General features: G+C 42.3%; 20 protein-coding genes. 12 read left to right on the top strand and 8 right to left on the bottom strand.

What is annotated here, in order from left to right; genetic code table 11:
• The first annotated feature begins 226 nt into the window (after window positions 1-226).
• From LX64_RS14265 to LX64_RS14245, 5 genes are all read left to right on the top strand, one after another.
• The gene (locus tag LX64_RS14265; protein ID WP_111598630.1) at window positions 227-1,609 is read left to right on the top strand and encodes a cytochrome ubiquinol oxidase subunit I; all 1,383 of its coding nucleotides are present in this window, start codon (window positions 227-229) and stop codon (window positions 1,607-1,609) included.
• Window positions 1,610-1,625: 16 nt separating this feature from the next.
• A complete protein-coding gene (gene cydB, locus LX64_RS14260; RefSeq protein ID WP_111598347.1) occupies window positions 1,626-2,660 on the top strand; it encodes a cytochrome d ubiquinol oxidase subunit II in 1,035 nt (344 codons plus the stop codon).
• A gap of 282 nt (window positions 2,661-2,942) precedes the next feature.
• On the top strand, window positions 2,943-3,902 hold the full coding sequence (locus LX64_RS14255; RefSeq protein ID WP_111598346.1) for a helix-turn-helix transcriptional regulator: 960 nt from the start codon (window positions 2,943-2,945) through the stop codon (window positions 3,900-3,902).
• Between the two features lie 101 nt (window positions 3,903-4,003).
• Complete coding sequence (locus LX64_RS14250; protein WP_111598345.1) at window positions 4,004-4,456, top strand: GyrI-like domain-containing protein; 453 nt, start codon at window positions 4,004-4,006, stop codon at window positions 4,454-4,456.
• A 114-nt stretch (window positions 4,457-4,570) separates the two neighbouring features.
• Window positions 4,571-5,188, top strand: a complete 618-nt coding sequence (locus LX64_RS14245; protein WP_158538625.1) for a GyrI-like domain-containing protein — start codon at window positions 4,571-4,573, stop codon at window positions 5,186-5,188.
• On the opposite strand, the gene rnc is transcribed toward LX64_RS14245, so the two are convergent.
• From rnc to LX64_RS14225, 4 genes are all read right to left on the bottom strand, one after another.
• Window positions 5,189-5,920 (bottom strand): ribonuclease III, encoded by a 732-nt coding sequence (rnc, locus tag LX64_RS14240; protein ID WP_245952674.1) that lies wholly within the window; start codon window positions 5,918-5,920, stop codon window positions 5,189-5,191.
• Window positions 5,921-5,924: 4 nt separating this feature from the next.
• Window positions 5,925-7,178, bottom strand: a complete 1,254-nt coding sequence (fabF, locus tag LX64_RS14235) for a beta-ketoacyl-ACP synthase II (protein ID WP_111598343.1) — start codon at window positions 7,176-7,178, stop codon at window positions 5,925-5,927.
• A 23-nt stretch (window positions 7,179-7,201) separates the two neighbouring features.
• The gene (locus tag LX64_RS14230; protein WP_111598342.1) at window positions 7,202-7,438 is read right to left on the bottom strand and encodes an acyl carrier protein; all 237 of its coding nucleotides are present in this window, start codon (window positions 7,436-7,438) and stop codon (window positions 7,202-7,204) included.
• Window positions 7,439-7,765: 327 nt separating this feature from the next.
• On the bottom strand, window positions 7,766-8,749 hold the full coding sequence (locus LX64_RS14225; RefSeq protein ID WP_111598341.1) for a hypothetical protein: 984 nt from the start codon (window positions 8,747-8,749) through the stop codon (window positions 7,766-7,768).
• A 953-nt stretch (window positions 8,750-9,702) separates the two neighbouring features.
• On the opposite strand from LX64_RS14225, the gene LX64_RS14220 reads away from it, so the two are divergent.
• From LX64_RS14220 to LX64_RS25850, 4 genes are all read left to right on the top strand, one after another.
• Window positions 9,703-10,725, top strand: a complete 1,023-nt coding sequence (locus LX64_RS14220) for an efflux RND transporter periplasmic adaptor subunit (RefSeq protein WP_158538624.1) — start codon at window positions 9,703-9,705, stop codon at window positions 10,723-10,725.
• A gap of 54 nt (window positions 10,726-10,779) precedes the next feature.
• Window positions 10,780-13,911: an efflux RND transporter permease subunit gene (locus LX64_RS14215; protein WP_111598339.1), complete on the top strand. Its 3,132-nt coding sequence runs from the start codon at window positions 10,780-10,782 to the stop codon at window positions 13,909-13,911.
• 70 nt (window positions 13,912-13,981) lie between these two features.
• The gene (locus tag LX64_RS14210) at window positions 13,982-15,331 is read left to right on the top strand and encodes a TolC family protein (RefSeq protein ID WP_111598338.1); all 1,350 of its coding nucleotides are present in this window, start codon (window positions 13,982-13,984) and stop codon (window positions 15,329-15,331) included.
• Window positions 15,332-15,445: 114 nt separating this feature from the next.
• Window positions 15,446-15,700 (top strand): hypothetical protein, encoded by a 255-nt coding sequence (locus LX64_RS25850; RefSeq protein ID WP_148707320.1) that lies wholly within the window; start codon window positions 15,446-15,448, stop codon window positions 15,698-15,700.
• Window positions 15,701-15,805: 105 nt separating this feature from the next.
• Here LX64_RS25850 and LX64_RS14205 read toward each other — a convergent pair whose 3' ends face one another.
• Window positions 15,806-16,573 (bottom strand): carboxypeptidase-like regulatory domain-containing protein, encoded by a 768-nt coding sequence (locus tag LX64_RS14205; protein ID WP_111598337.1) that lies wholly within the window; start codon window positions 16,571-16,573, stop codon window positions 15,806-15,808.
• A gap of 173 nt (window positions 16,574-16,746) precedes the next feature.
• Here LX64_RS14205 and prs point away from each other — a divergent pair, with 173 nt between their 5' ends.
• Complete coding sequence (gene prs, locus LX64_RS14200) at window positions 16,747-17,679, top strand: ribose-phosphate diphosphokinase (RefSeq protein WP_111598336.1); 933 nt, start codon at window positions 16,747-16,749, stop codon at window positions 17,677-17,679.
• 20 nt (window positions 17,680-17,699) lie between these two features.
• Here prs and LX64_RS14195 read toward each other — a convergent pair whose 3' ends face one another.
• Window positions 17,700-18,191, bottom strand: a complete 492-nt coding sequence (locus LX64_RS14195) for a YcxB family protein (protein WP_111598335.1) — start codon at window positions 18,189-18,191, stop codon at window positions 17,700-17,702.
• A gap of 21 nt (window positions 18,192-18,212) precedes the next feature.
• Entirely contained in the window at window positions 18,213-18,737 is a 525-nt protein-coding gene (locus tag LX64_RS14190; RefSeq protein WP_111598334.1) for a hypothetical protein, read from the bottom strand.
• Window positions 18,738-18,963: 226 nt separating this feature from the next.
• Here LX64_RS14190 and LX64_RS14185 point away from each other — a divergent pair, with 226 nt between their 5' ends.
• Window positions 18,964-19,689 carry a Dph6-related ATP pyrophosphatase gene (locus LX64_RS14185; RefSeq protein ID WP_111598333.1) on the top strand — a complete coding sequence of 242 codons (726 nt, stop codon included), beginning with the start codon at window positions 18,964-18,966 and terminating at the stop codon, window positions 19,687-19,689.
• Between the two features lie 908 nt (window positions 19,690-20,597).
• On the opposite strand, the gene LX64_RS14180 is transcribed toward LX64_RS14185, so the two are convergent.
• Window positions 20,598-23,918 carry a vitamin B12-dependent ribonucleotide reductase gene (locus LX64_RS14180; protein ID WP_111598332.1) on the bottom strand — a complete coding sequence of 1,107 codons (3,321 nt, stop codon included), beginning with the start codon at window positions 23,916-23,918 and terminating at the stop codon, window positions 20,598-20,600.
• A 254-nt stretch (window positions 23,919-24,172) separates the two neighbouring features.
• Here LX64_RS14180 and LX64_RS14175 point away from each other — a divergent pair, with 254 nt between their 5' ends.
• The gene (locus LX64_RS14175) at window positions 24,173-24,928 is read left to right on the top strand and encodes a geranylgeranylglyceryl/heptaprenylglyceryl phosphate synthase (protein ID WP_111598331.1); all 756 of its coding nucleotides are present in this window, start codon (window positions 24,173-24,175) and stop codon (window positions 24,926-24,928) included.
• Window positions 24,929-25,533: the final 605 nt, after the last annotated feature.

Here is a 25,533-nt window from a genome sequence, read left to right as displayed (position 1 = left end):
GGATGAACTAAAATTAGCGATAATTTGTATATGTTTTGTTAACTGTTCGTTATCGTAGGGAAATAGTTCTCCCCTTAATAATTGACATATCAACTATAATTTTTTGTGCAAGAAATAAACAAACAAAGTTAGTGGACGTTGCATAATGAAACATGACAACCATCATTATTCAACATGATTTCAGCAGCTACCTTTACGCCAGTTGCCCACCAAAAAAACAGGTGCTATGCATAATGTAGAAATCCTCTCAAGAATCCAATTTGCCTTCACTGTAGCTTTTCACTACATCTACCCCCCGTTAAGTATAGGGCTTGGTTTATGCCTCGTGATTATGGAAGGTATGTACTTAAAAACCGGTAATAAACTGTACGAACACATTACCCGGTTTTGGATTAAAATATTCGCTTTAATTTTCGGTATTGGTGTAGCCACCGGTATTGTAATGGAGTTCGAATTCGGTACCAACTGGGCCACGTATTCGCGGTATGTAGGCGATATTTTCGGTAGCGCCTTGGCAGCAGAAGGTATTTTTGCATTTGCTTTAGAATCGGGCTTCCTGGGCATACTATTATTCGGGTGGAACCGCGTAAGTAAAGGGGTGCACTTTTTCTCGACGATTATGGTGGCCTTGGGATCTATTTTCTCGGCCCTATGGATTGTAGTGGCCAACTCCTGGCAACAAACCCCCACCGGCTACGTCATAGAAGGTGAAGGCATGCAAGCCCGGGCTGTGATTACCGATTTTTGGGTGATGTTCTTCAACCCCAGTAGCATGGATCGCTTCGCACACGTTATTATCGGTTCTTTCTTAGCAGGCTCCTTCCTTGTAATGAGTGTAGGCGCTTGGTATATCCTCAAAAACAAACACCTTTCGTCGGCCAAAGCAATGTTTAAAGTAGGCTTAAGTGTTGCTTGCATTGCCGCCTTATTACAATTATTCTCCGGCCACCGTTCCGCCGATTATGTAAGTAAATACCAACCGGCTAAGTTAGCAGCCATGGAAGGTCACTTCGATGCAAATGCTCCTGCCGATATGTACCTGCTCGGCTGGGTACATACAAAAGATCAAAAAGTAAGTGGTATTAAAGTACCCGGTGGGCTATCTTTTTTAGTACACCAAGATTTCAAAGCGCCAGTAACGGGGTTAAATGCTTTCCCAGGAGAAGATCGACCTAAGCAGGTGAATTTCGTATTCCAAACATATCACTTAATGGTGACTATCGGTATTACCTTAATTGCTTTAACCTTGCTTGCTGTATACTTATTATATAAGAAGAAATTATTCGAGCAAAGGTGGTTGATGCGCATATTCGTATTGGCTGTTTTACTTCCTCAAATTGCCAACCAAGCAGGCTGGTACGCGGCGGAAGTAGGTCGACAACCTTGGGTGGTGTATAAATTATTGCGCACCAGCGATGCTTTGTCGAAAACAGTCACCGCCAACCAAGTGGTATTCTCTTTAATACTTTTCACGTTTGTGTACCTCGTGCTGTTTATCCTATTCCTCTATTTACTCAATAAAAAAATAAAGCACGGGCCTGATGTGAACGAGAATGAAGAAGATGATAGTGATGTATTCTCTAAACGCAACGTAGGCGCTATTTCTTAAGCATAAAGCAACAATTATGGAAACAATATTAGGATTAGATCTTCCCACTTGGTGGTTCTTGGTAATTGGTGGATTGATAACAGGTTACGGTGTGCTCGACGGGTTTGATTTAGGAGCTGGTGCTTTGCATTTATTTTTCAACAAGGAAGAAAGCAGGCGGATTGCCTTGAACGCGATTGGGCCTGTTTGGGATGGGAATGAAGTATGGTTAGTAATTGCCGGGGGTGCGCTTTTTGCGGGTTTTCCCTTGGTATATGGCGTTATATTCAGCACGTTCTACATACCGTTTATGTTATTTCTCGTGGCCTTGATTTTCAGGGCAATATCGATTGAATTTCGAAGTAAGGAACCGATGTTGTGGTGGCGGAAGATGTGGGATATTAGTTACATGGTGTCGAGCACGCTTATTACCTTGCTATTAGGCCTCGTGTTAGGAAACCTAATTAATGGCTTGCCATTCAACGAACAACACGAATTTACAGGTACGATATGGACCTTCTTCAACCCTTATTCTATCCTTATTTCCATTACTACCCTTTCGTTATTCATGTTACACGGCGCCATTTACTTGGCCATGAAAACCGAGAACCGTTTATATGCAAAATTGACGATCCTCGTGAACAACTGTAGCAAGTTCTTCATCTTGTGTTTTATAATGACTTCCTTGGCCACCTTGATATACATTCCACATATGACGGCCGAGTTCAAGGAGAACCCCGTTTTATTCGCTTTACCGCTGTTAGCTGTGCTGGTTGTATTGAATATCAAGCGCAATATCGATAGCCGGAAATACTTTACAGCCTTCGTTTTCTCTAGTACTACTACTGCTATATTGTTGATACTCTTTGCCATAGGATTATATCCTAACATCATCATCTCTTCTACCGACCCGGCTTATAATGTAAGCATCTACCAAGCTGCTTCTACTACCAAATCGTTGAAAATTATGATGTTAATCGCGGCCATTGGAACCCCGCTCGTATTAGGCTATACAATATTCGTGTTTTGGACCTTTAGAGGGAAAGTGAAGTTGAATGAAATGAGTTACTAAAGATATTTTAACGTTTCATTGGTAAAAAAAATGAACCCCGGTAAGGAATTACCAGGGCTTTTACCATTTAACCTAACTATATGCTGTAACAGCAACTAGTATCTTTGTAGCTTTTTATAGCTTAATTATATTGATAATATGAATATCTCGTTCGTTGAATGCCGAAGGCAATAGAGTACAATAGACATGTAAAAATAGTCTAAGTTTAATACGAATAAAAAAATATTTTAGTTTTCTTTCCTAGACAAAAGTACAGAATACTTTTTACACTAATTTGGATTCATGAACCGGATCGATCGATTAAATGCCATCCTAATACAACTACAAAGTAAGAAAATTGTGAGAGCTGCGGAAATTTCTGAGCGGTTTAATATTAGTTTGCGTACAGTTTACCGTGATGTAAAGGCCTTACAAGAGTCGGGGGTGCCTATTGGTGCAGAGGCTGGAACCGGCTACTACATTGTAGAAGGCTATCATTTACCGCCGGTTATGTTCAGTAAAGAAGAAGCGGCAGCCCTTTTAACAGGCGAAAAAATAATGGCCACTTTCGGCGATAAATCTACCCAAACACAGTTCACGAATGCCATGCAAAAAATTCGTGCTGTTCTCCGCGGCAGCGAAAAAGATTTTTTAGAATCTTTGGAAGAAAATATTGCTGTTCTAAACAGGAATTTTCAACCCGCTACCCCCGAGTTTCCCAACCGCTTCCTCAGTGAAATTCAATACGCTATCGCCCATAGGCGCATTACTACCATGCACTATGTAGCCACATATAACAACTCGTCGAATACCCGCGAAATAGCTCCCATTGGCGTATTCTACCTTTCCGGCAGTTGGCACCTTATTGCCTATTGCTTGCTGAGAAATGATTACCGGGATTTTAGAATCGATCGTATTAAACAATTGACTGTCACCGATAAAAATTTCAATAAAGACAAATACATCTCCCTTCAAACCTATATCTCCAAACAACATCAAATGCCCGATGATGCATTTCTCATCAAAGTGCGTTTCTCTAGCCGCGGTGCACAATATATGCGTAACCAGAAACAGTACTACGGCTTTATCGACGAAACCATCTTAGAAAACGGCGAAGTAGAAATGCAATTCCTCCATAGCTCGATCGAGTACTTTGGCCGGTGGATTTTACCTTGGATGACAGAGGCCACGGTAATACAACCCCAAAAACTCATGCACTTCATTCGCGATATCACCTTGCAAATCAATCAACAATACCAATAATACCCACCACTTTCCTTACAGTTAAAAAATTTATTGCCAGGCTGCTGACATAAGGTTGTCATACCCCCTATGTTTCTTTGTATGATTAAATACAAGATCATATGGAAATCATACAATTACCCGCCATGTACTTTTTCGGTCGATCGTTTACTTGCGATTTCGAAGGTATGTTACAGCATGTGCGCGTGTTACCCCGTGAACTTTTTGCACAATCACAACAATTAGGGTTAGAGATTGCCGGCGTTATGCAATGGCACTATGTGGATTTTAATCCACAACCTGGGGCATTATTTCAACTTCGTATAGGCTTTCCCGTAGTAGCAAAGAAAGAAGTACCTAGTCCTTACGAAATAATAGAACTACCTAGCTTCAAATGTGCTGCTGCTTTGCATTTGGGAGCATGGGATAAATTCAGCAATACCTATTCGCAACTCGTTGATTTTGTGCAAGAAAATAATTTGCACTTCACAGGGCATAACCGTGAATGCTATATGCTGTGCAACTTTGAGCAGGCCGACAACAATATAACGTACATCCAAATTGGCGTTCAATAAGATGCGACCCTCCTTTATATTCCCACGATGTATTCGTGTAGCCAGTAGCGTTATACTCATAGCGCTACTGTTAGAACTGCTAAATAAATTTTTCTCACCCTTTTAATGTTAGCTATGATTGCAGGTAAAATCGATTTAAGCAAACTGTACAAATCGTATTACACAGCTACCACTACCCCCGCCGAGGTAGCCTTAGACGCTGGGCAATACATTACGATTATGGGGCAAGGCGAACCCGCAGGCGCCACCTTTACAGCGAAAGTACAAGCCCTATATAGCGTAGCCTACACCGTAAAGGCCATTTATAAGCGATTACAGGAAGACTTTACAGTTTCTAAGCTTGAAGGCCTTTGGTGGACAAAAAACGGCCAAGACGCCTTAAAAGTGCCCAAAAACGAGTGGTGCTGGAAACTGATGATTAGGATTCCTGCATACACGGAACGAGCAGATATTGAACAAGCAATTGGATTAGTGCTGCATACGAAGAAGTTACAGGTAGCAACAGAAGTTCGATTTGAAAAAATGAAAGAAGGCTTGGTGGTGCAATGTATGCACTTAGGGAATTACGATAGCGAGCCGGCTACCATTGCTTTGTTACATGCGTATATGGAAGAGAAAGGATATGAGCAAGATGGCTTACACCACGAAATATATTTGTCGGACCCCAATAAAGTAGTGCCGGAGAAATGGAAAACCATTATCCGTATACCGGTAAAAAGGAAGGATGACTAATTATTCTTTCGTGTTATCGGTGATACCGAGTAATTCGATGGCTTGTTGTGCGGCGATTTGACTGGCGTCTTTTTTATTGAAAGCTTTACCGCTACAGATCAGTTCCCCGTCGACCATGGCGCCTACGGTGAAGATTCTTCTGCCGTTGTCCATTTGTTCTTCGAGTAATTCGAATTCGAGGTTTTTGCCTTGTTTATTGGCCCAGCCGTAGAGTTTGTTTTTGTGGTTCATTTCTACCGACTCGAGCGCTTCGAGGTCGATATACGGAACGAGGATGCGTTTGTGTACAAACTGTTTTGTTTTCTCGTACCCGCGGTCTAAATAAACGGCGCCTACTAGGGCTTCGAGAGTATTCCCGAAGATTTGAGAGATTTTGAGGAAGCTGTTATACTTATCGTAGATGGTGAGTTTACGTAAACCCATTTTGATAGCAATATCGTTTAATTGCTGGCGGTTTACGATTTTGGATCGCATTTCGGTGAGGTAGCCTTCGGTTTTGTAGGGGTACTTTTTAAACAAGTAATCCCCTATGATCGCTCCTAAAATAGCGTCGCCTAAGTACTCCAAGCGCTCGTTGCTTTCCAAGAATTTCTCCTTGCTGGAACGATGGCTTAGGGCTACTTCATACAAAGCATAATTACCCGGCGGAAAGCCGAGTAAATTATATAAGTCTTTGTAAAGTTTCCTTTTTCTAAAGACGATGCGATATAGAAAACCTGGCAAAATTTTCACACGATTAAGGAACAAATTTTTTGAATATCACGGAAGCATTGTGGCCACCGAATCCAAATGTGTTGCTTAATGCTGCTCTCACTTCTCTTTGTTGTGCCTTGTTAAAGGTAAAGTTAAGTTTAGGATCTAACTGCGGATCGTCGGTAAAATGGTTGATCGTAGGAGGAACCAAACCGTGAATAATAGATTTGATGGCTGCGATAGCCTCTACTGCACCTGCGGCACCTAGAAGGTGACCGGTCATAGATTTCGTAGAACTAATATTCATTTTATACGCTGCTTCGCCAAAAACCTGCTGAATAGCTTTTACTTCTGCCACATCACCTAATGGTGTTGATGTACCGTGCACGTTGATATAATCAATTTCGTGCGCTTCCATACCGGCGTCTTTTAAAGCTTGTGTCATTACGTTTTTAGCACCTAATCCTTCTGGGTGTGGAGCGGTTAAGTGGTGAGCGTCTGCTGTTGCACCGCCACCAACTAATTCGGCATAAATATGCGCACCACGTGCTTGGGCGTGTTCTAAAGATTCCACGATTAAAGCACCGGCACCTTCACCCATAACAAAACCATCCCTATCGGCGTCGAAAGGTCGTGATGCAGTTTTAGGATCATCGTTTCTTTCCGACAATGCTTTCATGGCATTGAAACCACCAACGCAAGCTGCGTTGATAATGTTTTCTGAACCACCTGTAACGATCATATCGGCCTTGCCCCAACGGATGTGGTACATGGCATCGATAATTGCATTTGTAGCGGAAGCACACGCGGAAACAACTGAGAAGTTGGGACCACGGAAACCATTGCGGATTGAAATGTAGCCTGCGGCTATGTCTAATATTAGGCGAGGGATCAAGAAAGGACTAAAACGAGGAGTACCATCACCTTGATAGAACTCTTTCAGTTCGTTGCAGAAGTTTATCATACCTCCAACACCGGTACCCCAAATAACGCCCACTCTATCAACATCAATTGAATTGCGGTCGATTTTAGCATCTGCTACTGCTTGGTCGGATGCAATAACTGCAGTTTGGGTAAAGGGATCCATCTTGCGAGCATCCTTTTTATCCATATAGTTAGTAGCATCAAAATTCTTCAGTTCACAGGCAAAGCGGGTCTTGAATTTGGAAGCGTCAAATTGCTTGATGTAATCTGCGCCGGATACACCGTTCGCCAATCCATGCCAATATTCATCGACCGAATTGCCGAGCGGTGTCAGCGCGCCTAAACCTGTAACGACTACTCGTCTGGGTTGCATTAAAACAGTTCTGATTAGTTGGATTATTTTACATGTTCTTCCAGGTAAGCTACTGCCTGGCCAACAGTTGTGATAGTTTCAGCTTGTTCATCAGGAATTGAAATATTGAATTCTTTTTCAAATTCCATGATCAGTTCAACCGTATCCAAAGAGTCTGCGCCTAAGTCGTTGGTGAAGCTAGCTTCAGGATTTACCTCAGCTTCGTCAACGCCCAATTTGTCAATAATGATCTTTTTAACTCTTGATGCAATGTCTGACATAATTTTAAGTGTTTTTGGTTTAAAACTTGAGTGCAAAAATATAATTTTTATTCAATTGCCAACAGCCTAAGCAAATTTTAGCACATATTTTCGGATATCCCCGCAGTGCTAAGCTTGCCTTTTTCATGCCATAACCCACCACACGCAAGCATTTCAAGGGTTTACACACATGCCTGTAATATCTCAATTATTTAAAATTGAAAACATATTAACAGCAATTTTTGTGCGAATATTCCTTTTTTCTAGGCTTCTTGTATCACATTTTATATGATTGCTTTCTTGTCAAACATACCTCATCTTACGAGGTACACCATTATATATATAGCATCATTCTACCTGCTCTTCCAACAAGTGTGATGCTATTTTACCGTGATTATTATACGATATAGCTTCCTTGTATAATTTACCGCGCATTTTTCTACCGGGTAAACGAAGCTGCTTTGGGCGAGGACTGCTAGTTTGTAATAAAGTTGTAGCCGGTTTTATTTGTTTTGTAGGTACTGCTACTTCTACAATAAGTGGTATGGGTGCTTCAACAGGGGGTACTGGCTTCGTAGCTTCCACCCCCACTTTGGGGAATACATGGGTAATGCACATGGCATTGTACCGGCCACCTGCCACGCTGTATGGTTTGTCGTTTAATATTTCCACGAACACAATTCCCACCGATACCAATACATGCCTTTGTTCCTTTTTAGGTAAGGGTACCGTAAGCGAATACGGCATGGTAGCGGTATCATCGAGCACCAGGGGGATGGTTTGTATGCTCTCGCTCGTGGTTTCGTTCTTATCGAAGTCGACCGCTTGTACAGTCGTTACTATTTTATAATGCGTGGCATGTTTGGGAATACGTAATTCATGCGTGGGCACAAACGAAGGTATATCCACCTTTGCTATACCCTTTGCCCTATCGAGTGTTGTACGGGGTTGTACCCTGCATACGCGTCGGAACAAGGCATTTTCATTCAGCTCAAATCCTTTTAATAATTGTACATCGCCGTTTTCCACGGTTCGCTCGCCCCGAACGTGGGATGTATCTTGCTGGATAATTTGTAATAGTTGTGATGATAGCCGCCTGTACATCGATGCATCGCGGAACAGGTGACTGGTTGCTTGAAAAGCAAAGCGTAGATCGGCCCCGGATTGTGCTGCCCTGCCAAATTCTTGGCGGTGTGCCCGTATTTTTTCGTATTGCGGAGCTTGCCATTTGATAGCTTTCTTACGTGGCTTTACGGCCACGAAGCCATTGGCAGTTTGATAAAAGGAGGCTTGCGCCGGTTCTGAAAAATTGAAATAGACAACCTTTCCCATGGTGAAATAATTGAGGGGTTCTTGAAAATATGTGTTTACTCACCCAGCAGGTTTGGTTGCATAATTGGGTTAAACAAACGCATTTGGGTTACTTGAAGATACGGAATTTCGAGGGAAATTGGCAGGTTTTTTGAGTAATTATATAATTGATAATCAATTACTCATGAAGATATTTTAAGTGTTTTAAAGGCACTTATTGGGGGTTGGGGTTGAAAGGAAAATAGTGGGGTTGAAGGCGGGTTGGGTAACCCTTTCTATACTATTCCCTTACTTCTTCCCTATTCATCTACAAGTAAACACCTAGTGCAAACAAAGAAGTATATAATAACAATACAGCGTATAACCAGTAGATTAACAAGGTAGTTACATGGTGATTACATGGAACGCACATGGACACAACAAGGTGGTTACATGGAAAGTACTTAGTTATTACATGGTAGGTACTTCCTCTTTAGTGGAAAGGCTCGATGGAAAGTATATGTTCATATAGGGAAGGTATGGTGAAAGGTAAGGCAAACAACTTTCTTACAACAGCTTCCCAAGCATCAACACAAAGTCATTTATCTATCAACAAGTAATATCATATAGGCTACACCATATATTATATATACAACGTTAAATAGTGTTAAATATCAAGCACTTTCGTGCTTACATATATTATATATACCCCAAATACGCCAGCATACTACTTTACAGCTTTAAAATGCAAAATTCTTAACACCGTTTAACACACCATTCAAATCCCTTTTAAACCTCTTAACCAGATTTAAAACCGTCGACTGGTAGGGTTAGTACCCATTTATTAAATTTGTTGCGCTAGGTGTATTCCCGCGCCTCCTCGCCGTGGAAAAAGCCTAGCCTAGTAAGTTGTATAACGTCGCAGGGATTCCCTCATTTTAAATTATTATACTTTTATATACATGCGCAGTAATAAGACTCTAAGCACAGTTCTGATGTTCGTTGTATTGGCTAGTGCCGCTTGTACAAGCAAGAAAGATAAAACACAGGCACCGCCCGCAGGTAAAGGAAACACCAAACAAAACCAAGTGGATGCATTTGTTGTGAAAACATCCATGCTCGATGAAACCATTTATGCAAGCGGTACGCTGCAAAGCAATGAAGAGGTAGAATTGAAACCAGAAATCACAGGCCGCATCACTAACATCTTTTTCAAAGAAGGTGCCCAAGTGCAGAAAGGACAACTTCTAATTAAGTTATATGATGGCGATATCAAAGCCACGCTTCAAAAATTAGCCCTTCAACAACAACTCGCGAAAACCACCCTCGCGCGCCAAGAATCGTTGTTGAAGATCAACGGTATTTCTCAACAAGATGTTGATGTAACCGCTAACCAAGTATCTGCCTTTGGTGCCGATATTGAATTCAATAAAGCCCAATTGCAAAAAACAGAAATCCGCGCGCCTTTCTCCGGTACCCTCGGCTTAAGAAATGTGTCGGAAGGTGCTATTGTATCACCTACTACAATTATGACTACCCTCCAACAGTTGAACCCATTGAAAGTGGACTTCGCTGTACCGGAAAAATATAGCAATGCTGTTAAAGTAAACGACGATATCACCTTCAACGTAGCCGGTGATAACGAAAATCATAAAGGCCGCATTTACGCGATAGATCCAAAAATTGATTTAGCAACGCGTACTTTGAAATTAAGAGCTTTGGTACCCAATGGTGATGGTAAATTATTGCCAGGTGCATTTGCGAAAACCACCATTTCGTTGAAAGGTATTCCTAACGCGATTATGATTCCTTCGCAAGCTGTTATTCCAGGTACCCGCGATAAGAAAGTGATCATCGCCGATAAAGGCAAAGCGAAATTCGTAGTAGTTGAAACAGGTGCAAGAGATGAAAACCTCATCCAAATCACCAGTGGTTTACAAGTTGGCGACACCGTTATCACTAGCGGGATTTTACAATTGCGTCCAGGTATGCCTTTCAATTATAGTAAAGTGCAATAGTGGGCCGCGATTGGTTGTAGTATTAATTGGATAACGGAAGAAAACAGATTTAACATGAGTTTACCTAGCTTATCGCTCAAAAGACCAGTACTCGCGATTGTGATGAATATCATTATCGTGATTTTTGGTGTGGTGGGCTTTACATTCTTAGGGGTGAGAGATTACCCCGCCATCGATCCGCCGATCGTAAACGTTCGTACTTCATACCCAGGTGCGAACTCTGATATTATTGAAACACAAATTACCGAGCCACTCGAGAAAGCGATCAACGGTGTGGCCGGTATTAAAAATATCTCTTCCCTCAGTTCGCAAGGTAGCAGTAACATTACTGTAGAATTTGAATTGGGTGAAGATTTGGAAGCAGCTACGAACGACGTGCGCGATAAAGTATCGCAAGCCACCCGTTCACTTCCCGACGATTTGGATGCACCACCGGTAGTAGCCAAAGCGGATGCTAACTCCGACGCGATCATTTCCATGACCGTTCAAAGTAACACCCGCAACCAGTTGGAAGTAACCGAGTTTGCCACCAACGTATTGTTGGAAAGGTTGCAAACAATTCCTGGTGTAAGTACCATCCAGATTTGGGGTGAAAAGAAATACGCGATGCGTATTTGGCTCGACCCCGCTAAGTTATCTGCTTACAGCCTTACGCCCGGCGACGTGCAAGCTGCTTTGTTGAAAGAGAACGTAGAGTTACCATCGGGTAAAATTGCAGGTAATGCTACCGAGTTAACGGTACGTACTTTCGGTCGTTTAGATACAGAAGAGCAATTCAATGCCCTGATTGTTAAAAACGTGAACGGCAGTGAAATTCGCATTCGTGATATTGGTAGTGCAGTATTAGGTCCTGAGAACGAAGAAACGATGTTGAAAGAATCGGGTGAGCCAATGATTGCGCTTGCACTTGTACCACAACCGGGTTCTAACTACGTGGCCATTTCGAACGAGTTCTACAAACGTTTGGCCGATATCAAGAAAGATATCCCGGCCGATCTTCGTGTGAACATCGCGATGGATAATACGGTGTTCATCAAAAACTCTATTGAAGAGGTAGAAGAAACATTGATCATATCGTTGGTATTGGTTATCTTGATTATCTACTTATTCTTCCGTGATTGGTTAATGGCATTACGTCCTTTAGTGGATATCCCGGTATCGTTAATTGGTGCCTTCTTTATCATGTATCTCTGTGGCTTTACGGTGAACATTCTTACCTTGCTCGCGATTGTATTAGCAACGGGGCTTGTGGTAGATGATGGTATCGTAGTAACGGAAAATATTTACAAGAAAGTGGAATTGGGTTACCCCAGGATGCGTGCAGCCAAGGAAGGTTCTGAAGAAATCTTCTTCGCCGTTATCGCCACTTCTATCACCCTCGCTTTCGTATTCTTGCCGATTGTATTCTTGCAAGGTTTCGTAGGACAGCTATTCCGAGAGTTCGGTATTGTTGTAGCCGGCGCGGTATTAATCTCCGCTTTCGTATCACTTACCCTAACACCGGTATTGAACGTGAAGTTGGCCCGTAAAACGCACAAACATTCTTGGTTCTACGAAAAAACGGAACCCTTCTTCCGCGGTATGGAAAATGGTTACAAGGCTTCGTTAACCGCTTTTATGAAAGTGCGTTGGGTAGCGTTGATTATCATTCTAGCTTGTTTCGGTATTATATATGTTATTGGTAAAAGTATTCAATCCGAATTGGCACCGCTCGAAGATCGTAGCCAATTCCGCATGTCGGTTACAGCACCAGAAGGTACTGCGTACGATTACATGGATACTTATGTTGATAAATTAACTGCATTCATTGCCGATTCGGTACCAGAAAAACGTATCATTCTTTCCGTAACAGCACCCGGTTTCCAAGGTGCAGGTTCTGTAAACAGTGCCTTCGTGAACGTAATGCTAACTGATCCCCGTGAAAGAAATCGTTCTCAGAAAGACATCGTGAACATGGTGAACCGTAATATGTATAGGTTCCCAGAAGGACGTGTGTTCGTGATTGAGCAACAAACGATTTCTGTAGGTAGAAGAGGTGGTTTACCGGTAGCCTTCGTGTTACAAAATATCAACTTCGAAAAACTATCTGCAGCAGTGCCGAAGTTCATGGAAGAAGCGTTAGCTGATCCTACGTTCCAAGGTATTGTGGATGTGGATTTGAAATTCAATAAGCCAGAGTTACGTATCAAAATCAACCGTGAAAAAGCCACTGAACTAGGTGTGTCGGTAGCGGATATTTCTGAGACTTTGCAATTGGCATTGAGTAACCGTCGTTATGGCTACTTCGTTCGTAATGGTAAACAATACCAAGTAATGGGACAAGTATTCCGTGGCAACCGTGATGATCCAGCGGATTTGCAGAACATTTACGTGCGTAATAGTCGTGGTGAAGCGATTCAATTGGATAACTTAATTACGGTAACGGAAGAAACGAGTCCTCCTGTTATCTATCACTATAACCGTTATAAATCGGCCACTGTATCTGCGAGCTTAGCACCGGGTAAAACGATTGGTGATGGTATTGTGGCGATGAATAATATTTACGAGAAGTTGAAGAAAGAAGGCGTATTGGATGAGTCGTTCCAAACGGCGTTATCTGGTTCTTCACGCGACTATGCAGAGAGTTCTTCGAACACTAGCTTTGCCTTCTTGCTGGCTTTGGTGTTGATTTACTTAGTATTGGCCGCGCAGTTCGAAAGCTTCATCGATCCGTTCATCATCATGATTACTGTGCCATTGGCGATTGCGGGTGCCTTCTTATCGTTAACATTATTTGGCCAAACGTTGAACATCTTCTCTCAAATTGGTATGATCATGTTGATTGGTTTGGTAACGAAGAACGGTATCTTGATCGTGGAATTTGCGAACCACCAGCGCGATACGGGCATGGCGAAAGGTCCTGCTGTAATTGAAGCGTCGGCGATGCGTTTACGCCCGATTTTGATGACGAGCTTAGCGATGGCATTAGGTGCCTTACCGATTGCGCTATCATTGGGTGCAGCCTCTACGAGCCGTATACCATTAGGTATCGTAATCGTGGGTGGTATCATGTTCTCGTTGATATTAACGCTGTATGTAATTCCGGCGATGTACTCTTACATGTCGAGAAGATCAGCGAATACTGAATACGATGAGATGATGAGGAATGAAGATCATACAGCTGATGTAGAATCGGCACACGCATAATCACAACAATCCATCACACCGGTTATAGCGAACGTTATAACCGGTTGTATATAAAAGAAGAAAAAGGGCCATGAAATTGATCCGCGTATACATCACCGCCGCACTTATGTTAGGTTACAGTGCCAGCGTTGTGGCGCAAACCGAACCTGCGCCACAAGCCAGTAACATGCTAACATTAGAGCAAGCGATTGATCTAGCATTAAAAAATAACTTCGATATCCGCCTTGCTAAAACATCGGCCGAGCTTGCAGCGAATGATTGGCAATATGCCAACTTAGCATTAGCTCCCCGTGTAAATGGTACAGCTACGCGCTTATGGACGAATAGCCACTCTAAACAAGAATTTGCGAATGGTAGTAAAAACGAAGTAGATGGTATTAAGAATACGAACACTACTGCTTCAGTGAATTTACAATGGACTTTATTCGACGGCCTTAAAATGTTTGCTACCCGCGAAAAAGCACAAGCATTGAGAGATGCCGGTGAACTAGCGGTGAAAGACAGGATGGTCAATACGGTTGCCGCTGTTATTAATAGTTACTATAACGTTGTTCAATTAAAACAACAACTCCGTGCGATCACAGAACAAATGTCGATCTCGGAAGAACGTGTAAAATTGAGCGATGCCAAGTTCCAAACGGGCCTTGGTCCTAAAACCGACCTCTTACAAGCGAAGGTGGATTTAAACGCGCAGAAACAAGTTCGTTTACGTCAATTGACCCTCATTAACCAAGGCAAAACCAATCTCAACCAATTGTTAGCCGTGAACGAGGCGAGTATTTCTTACGATGTACTGGATACGATTCCTGTAAACATGAACTTACCATATGGTGAATTGAAAGAGAACTTCCTCAAAACAAACACCTTGGTGAAAGGCTTGGAAAAGAACATTGAAATTTCACAGCTGGGTGTGAAAGAACGTAAAGGTGAGTTTTACCCTACTATTTCTTTTAACTCGGCCTACAATTTCAATACAGCGAAATCTAACCAAGCGGTGAACCAGTTCAGCTCTATTTTCAACAGGAATAACGGCTTCAACTATGGCTTCACAGCAAGCGTACCTATTTTCAATGCTTTAAATGCACATCGCAATTTGAAAGCTGCGAAGTTGGATGTTCTTACACAACAATTAACGCTCGACGATCAAATCGTTAAACTCAATACCCAATTCAACAACGCTTACAACGACTATACGTATTTCAAAGATGCGTTCGAGTTGGAAGAAGAAAACATCTTGTTAGCGAAAGAGAACGTGATGGTGGCGTTGGAAAGATTTAGACAAGGTGTGTCGACGACGTTGGAATTGAAAGAAGCGCAACAGAGTTTGGAAGATGCTTACACGCGGTTGATTTTAGCGAGGTATAATACCAAGGTAGCGGAGACGGAGTTGCTGCGGTTGCGTGGGGATATTATAAAGTAGTTTTTCCTTAAAATCATATTTTTTATAAGGGCTATTCCGATTATGGGGATAGCCTTTTTTGATGGTTTATTCTGGGGAGGTGTGTTCTGCGGAGGCGGTTAATAATGGTTTTACGTGAGCGGCTTCGGGCAGTTTTCTTTATTAGAAATCCTATTTGTTACTTTCTTTGCTTCTCCAAAGAAAGTAACCAAAGAAAGGAGGAAAAACGGCGAAAGACTGCGTCGCCGTTTTATCGGGATGTGGATGGGGCTTTGGTGCTACTGTGGTGAAGGGCATTGGGTTCTTTGTGGTGCCTGTTTTGTTGGGATGGTGGGGGGTGATGTGAGAAGTGGGAATAATAAAAAGATGCGTTGCATCTTTTTCATTTAATTGAATGGGGGTGTTTGAGGGATTTGGGTCTTAGCTTGATTTGTTTTGATGGACAATAAAAAAGGATGCTGATTAGCATCCTTTTATTTATTTGAAGCGGTGTAGTTATTTGTTGTTGCCTGGGATGGTGTCTTTGGGCATGGTGATGCCGCCTTTGCCGTTGGCGATGAATCGTTCGTACGATTGTTTGATGTACAAAAGGAAATCATATTCTGAGGCGGTTTGTAGGAAAGAATATGAGGGGCGATATTGGTTCATGAATTTTTCTAGGTCGTCGCCTTCTAGTTTGGTGATGCGGGCGATCATTTCTTCGTTGAACCGGTAATCAATGTAGTGTTCTTTTTCCCAGTATTCTAGGGATTTACCGAACATTTCTTTGCGTTTGCGGGCTTTGCTGGGTACCAAGTATGAGAGGGCTGTTACGGGGTTGAAAGGGAGTGTTTTCAATACGTCGACAGCGCCGGGGCGTTTATAGCCGAAATAACGGCCATATTCTTGGCGATTGGCTAAGGAATCTTGTTTATAGATGGAGCCGCGGATGGTGACTTGTGGGAGGCCGAAAATTTGTTTTTTTAGTTCTACGTTCATCGTGGATGAGATCGCGGGGATTACAATCGTTGAACGTACGTAACTCACCATTGTAAACTCGATGGTATCACCAGGCATCGCTTCTAAGAAGTAGCGACCGGTTTCATTACTCACCGTTCCTTGACGGGAGGTTTTATTCCAGATACTCACACCCGGTAAGCCTGTGTGGGTGTCGGCATCAGATACCATACCACTAGTTCTTACCAATTGCGCTTGCGCTCGAACGAAACCTAGTACCGTAAACAATAGCAATGCTACAGTATATTTTGACAAATTTTGCTTCATACAACCTTCCAAATTTAGCTTTCCATAGGCAAATGAAAAGTTAAAACTTCCCCCATCTACAAATTATAACAAGTCGATAACGATGCTGGTTGACCGGCTCATGAACAGTGAATAGGGCTTTCGAAACAACGAAAATAAAATATCTTTGGGCACATCACAATAGAAAAAAGGATATGTCGCAATCAATCGTCTTCGCTACACAGCATTATCAATACCTTAAGAATAACATCTTAGCCCTTTCCCATGGCGGCTGGGAGAATGGTCAACTCGAGATCCGCGACTTCCCCGATGGGGAGCATTATCATCGTATTCTCAGTAATGTGAACGGTAAAGATGTAGTGATTATCGGCGGAACGATTGATGACAAAGAGACGTTGGAGTTGTTTGATTTAGCGCATGGTGCTATTCAATACGGCGCTGCTTCTATGAGTATTGTGATTCCTTTTTTCGGGTATGGTACCATGGAAAGAGCTGTTAAATATGGTGAAGTGGTGAAAGCTAAAACCCGTGCTATTCTATTTTCCAGCTTACCTGCTACGAGCAAGGGCAATAAAGTAGTGTTGATTGATTTACATGTGGATGGTATTACTTACTATTTTGAAGGTAATATTCGTCCTGTTCATTTATACGGCAAAGATTTGGTGAAGAAAGCAGCGTTAGCCATTGCCGATGGGCGTGATTTTGTGTTGGCGAGTACGGATGCAGGGCGTGCGAAATGGGTAGAGTCGTTAGCGAATGATATGCATGTACAAGCAGCCTTTGTGTTCAAGAAAAGATTGTCGGGCGAGGAAACACACATCACGGCTATTAGTGCAGATGTAGAAGGTAAATTGGTTATTATTTACGACGATATGATTCGTACGGGAGGTTCGTTAATACATGCGGCAGAGGCTTACAAAGCAGCGGGTGCAACAGAAATTTGCGTAATTACTACACACGGGATTTTTACAGGTGGCGGCTTTGAGAAGATTAAGGCAAGCGGGCTATTCAGCAAAGTGGTGTGTACAGATACGCATCCTAATGCGTTGGAAATCCACGATGATTTATTGGAAGTGCAATCTGTGGCGGGATTGATTCTTGATTATTTTACATCTATACCGGCATAAGATACTATGGGTGCGTAGTATTAATACGTTATCCTGTAATTGGTATAAATCTGTTGTAGGTACAAGCTAAAGGCTTGTCGATCTGCTTCTGATTCGAATGCATTGGTAGGAATGAGGAAGAAAGATTTCGCGTCGCGGTAGAGGTAGAAGAATGTTTTGGTTTCGATAACGTGTTTGAAACGTTTCCATTCTTGTACGCGTTCGCTTTTGTTGGTGGTGATGAGAATCCCGTTCTCGTTCCAACGTAAGTGAATGCTATCTTTAAAAGTGGCTGCTTTATTGTAAGTGGAGATGGGTAAGAGAAAGTAAATACCACCGTAGAGTACCACAACCATTGTCATAATCATCACTAAGGCATTCAAATTCACATACTCGGTCATGTACCCGGCAATCGTAAGGATGGCGAGTACAAGGAATGTTATGCGCAATACGCGTATTTCACCTCTATGCCAGAAGTGGAAGCGCAAAGCATTAATAACGTCTTGTTTATTGTACGTGAATTCTATTGGCATCTCTACATTACCGCGGCAATCTTATTTACCAGAGAACATAATATTGGAACTCATGTCATCGCGGTTTGAAACAGGTTCCAAGCTTTTCCTGAACGCTGAAGTGCGTTTATTTAGATCTTCGGTATTTAAACCTGGGAAATTCTTCTTGATGAATTGGAGGTATTGTTGCAAAACTTTAGGATCTACCTTAAAGGGAATAGCAATATCCTTACCCGCGTCTTTACGTTGTTGCATATTCGTATTGACCTTGGTTTCGTTTTGTAGGTACCATTTATAAAGATCGATCAACGCATTTTCCATGTCGTTTTCATCGACTTTATCTATTTCGCGTGGAAGGCTCCACACGAATTCTTCTACCTTACTACTCGTTTTCGTTACTACTTTAGTACTGGCTTTTTCGGATTTCTCTTTGTCTTTATCTCCATTATTGGCGCCTTTCTCACCGTTGTTGGCTCCCTTTTCCTTCTCATTCTTAATACCATCCGAGGCGAGTGCTGAAGTAACTGTTACCGACGTAAGCAACAGCAAAAACAACAGCTTTTTCATACGGGTAAAAATTTTGTGGCTTAAAAATACAAAATAAAATTCAATCCTTTAAAAGGGAAATTCCCCTTTCATCCCCTTTTTTGGGGCATTAATCACTTTTTTAACATTATATAACAATTGCCGAGGTATGATCCAATAACGCAACAATAGCATTGGTATTGTGTTACAAGTTCTTACGTAATTAAAAATTTCCCATCTTCGTATCTGAACTTTCCAAGATAAAATTATGCAACGTGCATTTCTCAATTGGAGTGGCGGCAAAGACGCCTCTTTTGCCTTATGGCATATGCAGCAACAGCAACAATACAAGGTATCCTACTTGTTTACCACCCTTAGCCAAGCTTACAAACGGGTATCGATGCATGGTGTTAGGGAGGAACTACTGGATGCACAAGCGGCCAGTATTGGTATTCCACTGGTGAAAGCTTACTTGCCGGAGAACGCATCCATGGAGGACTATAATCATATAATGACGAACACCTTGACGGGTTTGCAAGCGCAGGGTATTTCGAATGCCGTGTTTGGCGATATATTTTTGGAAGACTTACGTAAGTATAGGGAAACGCAGCTGGCGCAGATCGGCATGCAGGGTATATTTCCACTTTGGCAGAAGAATACGCGCCAGTTAGTATTGGATTTCAATGCGGCTGGATTTAAAACGGTGATTGTTTGTACGAATGCGAAGTATTTGGATGCGAGTTTTGCCGGCCGGGTATTGGATGAGCAATGTTTAGCGGATTTTCCGCCGAATGTAGATCCTTGTGGGGAGAATGGCGAGTTCCATACTTTTGTATATGATGGCCCTATATTCTCTACACCCATTGATTTTCAGCTAGGAGAAACGGTAACACGCTATTATGAACCGGCGAGGAATGAGGATGATTGTTATAAGAAAGATGCTGAAAAGGATTGGGATACTGCCTTCTTCTACCGCGATTTACTCCCTGTTTAATACTTTCCTACCCTTATATAATAATATTTTCACATAAAATAGTAGCCATGCATATAAAAACAAAAGCAATGGATAAACCATTGCTTTCGAGAGTCATTTACTGTGCATGAAGAGTCACGCGGTGTAGGAATTTTTGGTTTTTCATAGGACAGTAACCATATAAAAAATTAATACTATAACAAATATAATAAAATTAAATAATACAGATTAAGTTTTATATAATATTTATAATCCGCAAAAAAAGCGCACTTAATTTGATGAATTGAATTTAAATATAGAATAATTAAATATATTCTAAAAAATCTACATAGGTGAAATTGAGATCGATTGCAGGTAGATGAGAAAATAGTGTTAGTTGGGTAGCTATTATTGTCATAAAAATACCCAAATCAGTATTTCCGTTATAAAAAAGGGAAGAAAAAAGTGGTTGGGTTAATATTCAACCAGTCTCAAAAAAAGATGAATAAGTTGATTATATAGAGAAATAATTCCAATTACGATAATGATATATAGGTCAGCCTAGCTGATCTTTCCTTGTAAGTGTTTAAATAGTATCAGGATTATTGGGAAGAGAAGAAGTTGGAAAGTGATGGGCATAGAAAAAGGGCACTTAGAAAAGTGCCCCCAATTTGTTACTATCCTATGAAAACCCTATTTGAATACAAAGGTACATCCATGTTAACTTTATTTGAAATTTTAGCCTCCAGAATAACAAATTATTAACAAAGTATTCAGGGGCGAAAAGCCTAGTCCTGTAGCTATAATGGCGGGATTTCCACCCTCGTCATATAATGATTTATCCACATAAAAAAGCCTCCTCTTATATTTATTTCACCCTTAAAAGGTGATACATAATACATAAGAAGAGGCGGGTGGATTTATATACTTACAAATATGTAGTGATACGATCAACTACAACCCATACTATTTCCACAATTTAAACACTTGTAACAAGTGCCGGAACGAACGGTAATATGTCCACATGTAGAACATGCCGGGGCATCGCTTTGCATGCTGCGCATGTATTCCTGGGTGCTTCCCTCCCCGCTCACGGCGGCTTTTGCCTTAGTAGGCGCCGGTTGTGGTGCAGGGCTCGCTGCTTGTGGAACAATTCTTACATTCGATAAGGCAGGTTTTGGCGCGGTGGGTTCGTCCCACTCTTCTTCGCCTGTATTTTCGATTTTGTCGTGTACATGAACTAAGTCGGTACGACCTAAGTATTCATACCCCAACACTCTAAAAATGTAATCTACGAGCGAAGTGGCCGATTTGATGTTTTTATGATCTACAATCCCGGCCGGCTCGAACCGAGTGAATACGAATTTATCTACGAACTCTTCCAACGGCACCCCGTATTGTAAGCCAACAGAAACGGCTATGGCAAAACAGTTCATCAAACTACGCAAGGTAGAGCCTTCTTTGGCCAAGTCGATGAAGATTTCACCCAATGTACCATCGCTGTAATCGCCAGTGTGGATATACACGGCTTGCCCACCCACTTTCGCTTTCTGTGTAAAGCCGGTACGCTTGGCCGGTAGGGATTTCCTTTCCACGATACGCGATAATTGGCGTTTCAAGGTTGTATCGGGGCTAGCCAGCATGCGTTTGTTTACTTCATCGAGTAACTCATCGATCGTGAGCGCATTGAGATCTACGATCGGGGATGCGGTAGCTGCTTCTTCGGTTTCGGTAGCGGCTTTCTTCTTTTTATCGCTTTTATTACTCAACGGCTGGCTCAGTTTAGAACCATCGCGGTATAAAGCGCAGGCTTTGAGGCCTAACTGCCAGCTCAACATATACGAATCGGCGATTTCTTCGATTTCGGCTTCGTTGGGCAGGTTAATTGTTTTAGAGATAGCGCCAGAGATAAACGGCTGGGCGGCAGCCATCATACGGATATGCCCGTGCGGATGGATATACCGTTCTCCCTTCTTACCACATTTATTGGCACAATCGAATATTGGGAGATGTTCATCTTTTAAGTAAGGAGCACCTTCCACGGTCATAGTACCACATACATAGTCATTCGCAGCATCAATTTGTTCATCACTATAACCTAATTCATGCAATAAGCTGAATTCCATGTTATAATACTGTTCCGGCGTAAAACCCAAGCGCTGTAAGCACTCTTCTCCCAGTGTATATACATTGAAAACGAAGGCTATATCGAAAGATGAGCCCACGGCGGTATCTAGTTTCTTGATTTCTTCGGCAATGAATCCTTTTTCGCTGAGGGTTTGCGGGTTAATATATGGCGCCCCGGCGAAACTGCCTGTTCCTTTAGCATAATCTACGATTGCATTGATTTCTGTAGGCTTATACCCTAGGTTTTTCAGCGCTGTTGGGATCGATTGGTTGATGATTTTAAAATACCCGCCACCAGATAACTTCTTGAATTTCACCAAGGCGAAATCGGGTTCTACCCCTGTTGTATCACAATCCATTACGAGGCCGATGGTACCTGTAGGTGCAATTACCGTGGCTTGTGCGTTCCGGTAACCATGTTTTTCACCCAATTGCACGGCATCGTCCCATGCTTTGGTAGCTGCTTTTAGCAAGTAATCTGGGCAGTACTTCGCGTTGATACCGCTAGGTTTGATTTCCAGTCCTTCGTAGGCTTCTACTGCATCGTAAGCTGCTGCCCGGTGATTACGCATTACGCGGAGCATATTGGCTTTATTGGGTTCATATTGCGGGAAGGCGCCTAAGAAGCTCGCCATTTCTGCAGATGCTTTATAAGATACGCCGGTCATGATAGCAGTGATAGCTCCTGCAATTCCGCGGGCTTCTTCACTATCGTAGGCGATGCCGCTTACCATTAGCATAGACCCGAGGTTGGCGTAGCCAAGACCTAAAGTGCGGTATTCATAGCTCAGTTGTGCCACTTCTTTGGAAGGGAACTGGGCCATGAGTACGGATATTTCTAATACTACAGTCCATAGCCTAACAGTATATTCGAAGCCGGGTACGTCGAAGAGGTTTTTTTCTTCATTGAAAAACTTCCGCAAGTTTACAGATGCGAGGTTGCAAGCTGTGTTATCGAGGAACATGTATTCTGAGCAAGGATTGGAAGCATTGATACGGCCGCCTTGTGGGCAGGTGTGCCATTCGTTGATGGTGGTGTCGTATTGGGTACCAGGATCGGCGCAACGCCAAGCGGCGTAGGCGATTTGGTTCCACATATCCCTTGCTTTAAGGGTTTTCATCACCTTTCCATTCGAGCGGGCGGTTAAATGCCAGTCGCCATCTTGTTCTAATGCATGGAAGAATGTATTGGGAATTCGTACGGAATTATTGGAATTCTGGCCACTAACGGTTTTATAGGCTTCGCCTTCATAGTCGGAGGAATAGCCAGCCGCGATGAGGGCAGCCACTTTCTTCTCTTCTTCCACCTTCCAATTAATAAATTCCAATACTTCCGGGTGATCTAAATCGAGGCATACCATTTTAGCTGCTCTACGGGTAGTACCGCCCGATTTGATGGCACCGGCTGCACGGTCACCTATCTTCAAGAAGCTCATCAGGCCGCTAGAAGTACCGCCGCCACTTAGCTTTTCGCCTTCGCCGCGGATGTGGGAATAGTTGGTACCTACGCCCGAGCCATATTTAAAGATCCTGGCTTCACGCACCCATAGATCCATAATGCCGCCTTCGTTGACGAGGTCGTCGTCGACACTTAAGATAAAGCATGCATGTGGTTGTGGGCGTTCGTATGCCGAGGTTGATTTTTCAATTTTAGCTGTTTTGGGGTTCACGAAGTAGTGCCCTTGGGGTTTGCCTTTAATGCCGTAGCTTTCGAAGAGGCCGGCATTGAACCATTGCGGAGAATTCGGCACGCAGGCTTGGTTAAGCATGCAATAGGCGAGTTCTTCGTAAAAAATTTGTGCATCTTTTTCCGAGGCGAAATAATCATACTTTTCGCCCCATGCTCGCCAGCAATTCGCCATGCGGTGTACGACCTGTTTCACAGAGGTTTCGCGGCCCAATGAGCCATCAGCTTGGGGAACGCCTGCCTTTCGGAAATATTTTTGTGCCAAAATATCGGTTGCAATTTGCGACCAAGCCGACGGTACTTCTACATTATTCATCTCGAATACCACATCTCCGCCGGGGTTTCTTATTACCGACGAACGTAATTGGTATTGAAATTGCTCATACGGACTTATGCCCTCTTTCGTAAAATGACGGGAGAATTTGAGGCCATTGTTAGTATTAACTTGGTTTTTCATGCCCTATTTTTTATGAGGATTAGCAAATCGAAAATTCTTATTATTGCGGGTAAGCTAATTTACCTTTAAATACGGTCGAAGAAATAGTTTTATTATCCACAGGCTGTGCATAAGAATCGAACCAAACTAACTAAATCCAGTTAGCGCAAGTGAACAAATGGGTAGGTTGCGGGGTTAGTCCTTTAAATGAGGCTCCCGGTAGCTTATTAGAAAAAAATTTATACATTTGCGACAACCGGAACAATGCTATATTGATGTACAAAAAACTTTACAATTCCTTTATCGAAAGAAAGGCAAAAGGTATAAAGTCATTCGCAGTTTTGATTGATCCGGATAAGGTTACACCTACCGAGATCGCCGATCTTACTGCTAAATGTACTGCTGCAAAGGTAGATTATATTTTTCTGGGGGGCAGCTTGGTGATCACGGATCACCTTGATGAATGTGTTCAACAGATCAAAGCTACCTGCGAGATTCCCGTTATTTTATTCCCGGGCAGTCCTTCGCAAGTATCTAAATATGCCGATGCGTTATTTTACCTTTCCTTGATTTCGGGAAGAAACCCAGAATTATTGATTGGGCAGCACGTGGTATCAGCAGCGAATGTTAAGAAGAGTGGATTAGAAGTTATTTCTACAGGCTATATGGTAATCGATGGTGGAGCGCCCACAACGGTATCTTATATCAGTAACGCAACTCCTATCCCAGCCGATAAGGATGATATTGCGATGTGTACTGCTATGGCAGGCGATATGCTTGGCATGAAAGTGATTTATATGGATGCCGGTTCAGGTGCCCGTAAGCCTATCACTGAAAGCATGATCAAACGTGTATCTAGCCAAGTAGAAGCGCCTATTATTGTAGGTGGAGGTATTAGGGATGCTGAAAAAGCTTACCTCAACTGTAAAGCAGGTGCTGATATTATTGTTGTAGGAAATGCGATTGAGAAGAACCCGAACTTAATCAAAGAAATTGCGGATGCCGTGCACAGCGTTCCCGTGAACGCCTAGTAGGTACAACTTAATTATAAACAGGGATCAACATAAGTTGGTCCTTTTTTTTTGCCCCCAATCATCAATATATTACTCTATAGGGCTGCTGAAGATGTAAGAAAGATTCGTTTACCCGCCAGCACCATATTTTTTCGCCGAAATCCACAACAGGCAAGGAAGTAAGAAAATGGTAAGAAATCCTTACCTAGGGGAATATTGACCAAACACGCACCGCTTATCTATATTATTCACATAATTATGTCATTTGTGAATAACCGGGCTTTACATTTACACATTGTTATTTATACATTTGCATTCACAAACACGGTTGTACACCAGTCGAGATGCAAATAAGTACAACTGTTGAATACCAACCAGGAAATAAAGTTCATGCCGCGTGAAGAGAACCTATAATGTCGAAGGCTGCTAATTCCTCTTATTTTATAAAACTATTCGCGTGCAGCGTATAAGCGCTCATGCTTACAAACCGTTAAAAAAATCAACATGCAAAAGAAGCTACTTCTTTTCGGTATGCTGCAACATATTATTGCCTGTACAACAGGTAATTTTCAACAATATTTTTTTGGATAACATATAAATATATTGGGTGGTTTCTACCGCTC

Source organism: Chitinophaga skermanii, from assembly GCF_003259335.1.
GTDB classification, from domain to species: domain Bacteria; phylum Bacteroidota; class Bacteroidia; order Chitinophagales; family Chitinophagaceae; genus Chitinophaga; species Chitinophaga skermanii.
The sequence above is the reverse complement of the archived record's forward strand: the minus strand, read 5'-3'. Positions and strand labels throughout refer to the sequence as shown.

What these genes read in the sequence shown, in the direction of transcription:
- LX64_RS14220 (WP_158538624.1), top strand. Translation starts at nt 9,703, where the DNA reads ATGTTCGTTGTATTGGCTAGTGCCGCTTGTACAAGCAAGAAAGATAAA.
- LX64_RS14225 (WP_111598341.1), bottom strand. Translation starts at nt 8,749, where the DNA reads ATGGGAAAGGTTGTCTATTTCAATTTTTCAGAACCGGCGCAAGCCTCC.
- LX64_RS14215 (WP_111598339.1), top strand. Translation starts at nt 10,780, where the DNA reads ATGAGTTTACCTAGCTTATCGCTCAAAAGACCAGTACTCGCGATTGTG.
- LX64_RS14230 (WP_111598342.1), bottom strand. Translation starts at nt 7,438, where the DNA reads ATGTCAGACATTGCATCAAGAGTTAAAAAGATCATTATTGACAAATTG.
- fabF (WP_111598343.1), bottom strand. Translation starts at nt 7,178, where the DNA reads ATGCAACCCAGACGAGTAGTCGTTACAGGTTTAGGCGCGCTGACACCG.
- LX64_RS14180 (WP_111598332.1), bottom strand. Translation starts at nt 23,918, where the DNA reads ATGAAAAACCAAGTTAATACTAACAATGGCCTCAAATTCTCCCGTCAT.
- LX64_RS14205 (WP_111598337.1), bottom strand. Translation starts at nt 16,573, where the DNA reads ATGAAGCAAAATTTGTCAAAATATACTGTAGCATTGCTATTGTTTACG.
- LX64_RS14185 (WP_111598333.1), top strand. Translation starts at nt 18,964, where the DNA reads ATGCAACGTGCATTTCTCAATTGGAGTGGCGGCAAAGACGCCTCTTTT.
- LX64_RS14190 (WP_111598334.1), bottom strand. Translation starts at nt 18,737, where the DNA reads ATGAAAAAGCTGTTGTTTTTGCTGTTGCTTACGTCGGTAACAGTTACT.
- LX64_RS14175 (WP_111598331.1), top strand. Translation starts at nt 24,173, where the DNA reads ATGTACAAAAAACTTTACAATTCCTTTATCGAAAGAAAGGCAAAAGGT.
- LX64_RS14245 (WP_158538625.1), top strand. Translation starts at nt 4,571, where the DNA reads ATGATTGCAGGTAAAATCGATTTAAGCAAACTGTACAAATCGTATTAC.
- LX64_RS14250 (WP_111598345.1), top strand. Translation starts at nt 4,004, where the DNA reads ATGGAAATCATACAATTACCCGCCATGTACTTTTTCGGTCGATCGTTT.
- LX64_RS14265 (WP_111598630.1), top strand. Translation starts at nt 227, where the DNA reads ATGCATAATGTAGAAATCCTCTCAAGAATCCAATTTGCCTTCACTGTA.
- LX64_RS14255 (WP_111598346.1), top strand. Translation starts at nt 2,943, where the DNA reads ATGAACCGGATCGATCGATTAAATGCCATCCTAATACAACTACAAAGT.
- LX64_RS14210 (WP_111598338.1), top strand. Translation starts at nt 13,982, where the DNA reads ATGAAATTGATCCGCGTATACATCACCGCCGCACTTATGTTAGGTTAC.
- prs (WP_111598336.1), top strand. Translation starts at nt 16,747, where the DNA reads ATGTCGCAATCAATCGTCTTCGCTACACAGCATTATCAATACCTTAAG.
- cydB (WP_111598347.1), top strand. Translation starts at nt 1,626, where the DNA reads ATGGAAACAATATTAGGATTAGATCTTCCCACTTGGTGGTTCTTGGTA.
- LX64_RS14195 (WP_111598335.1), bottom strand. Translation starts at nt 18,191, where the DNA reads ATGCCAATAGAATTCACGTACAATAAACAAGACGTTATTAATGCTTTG.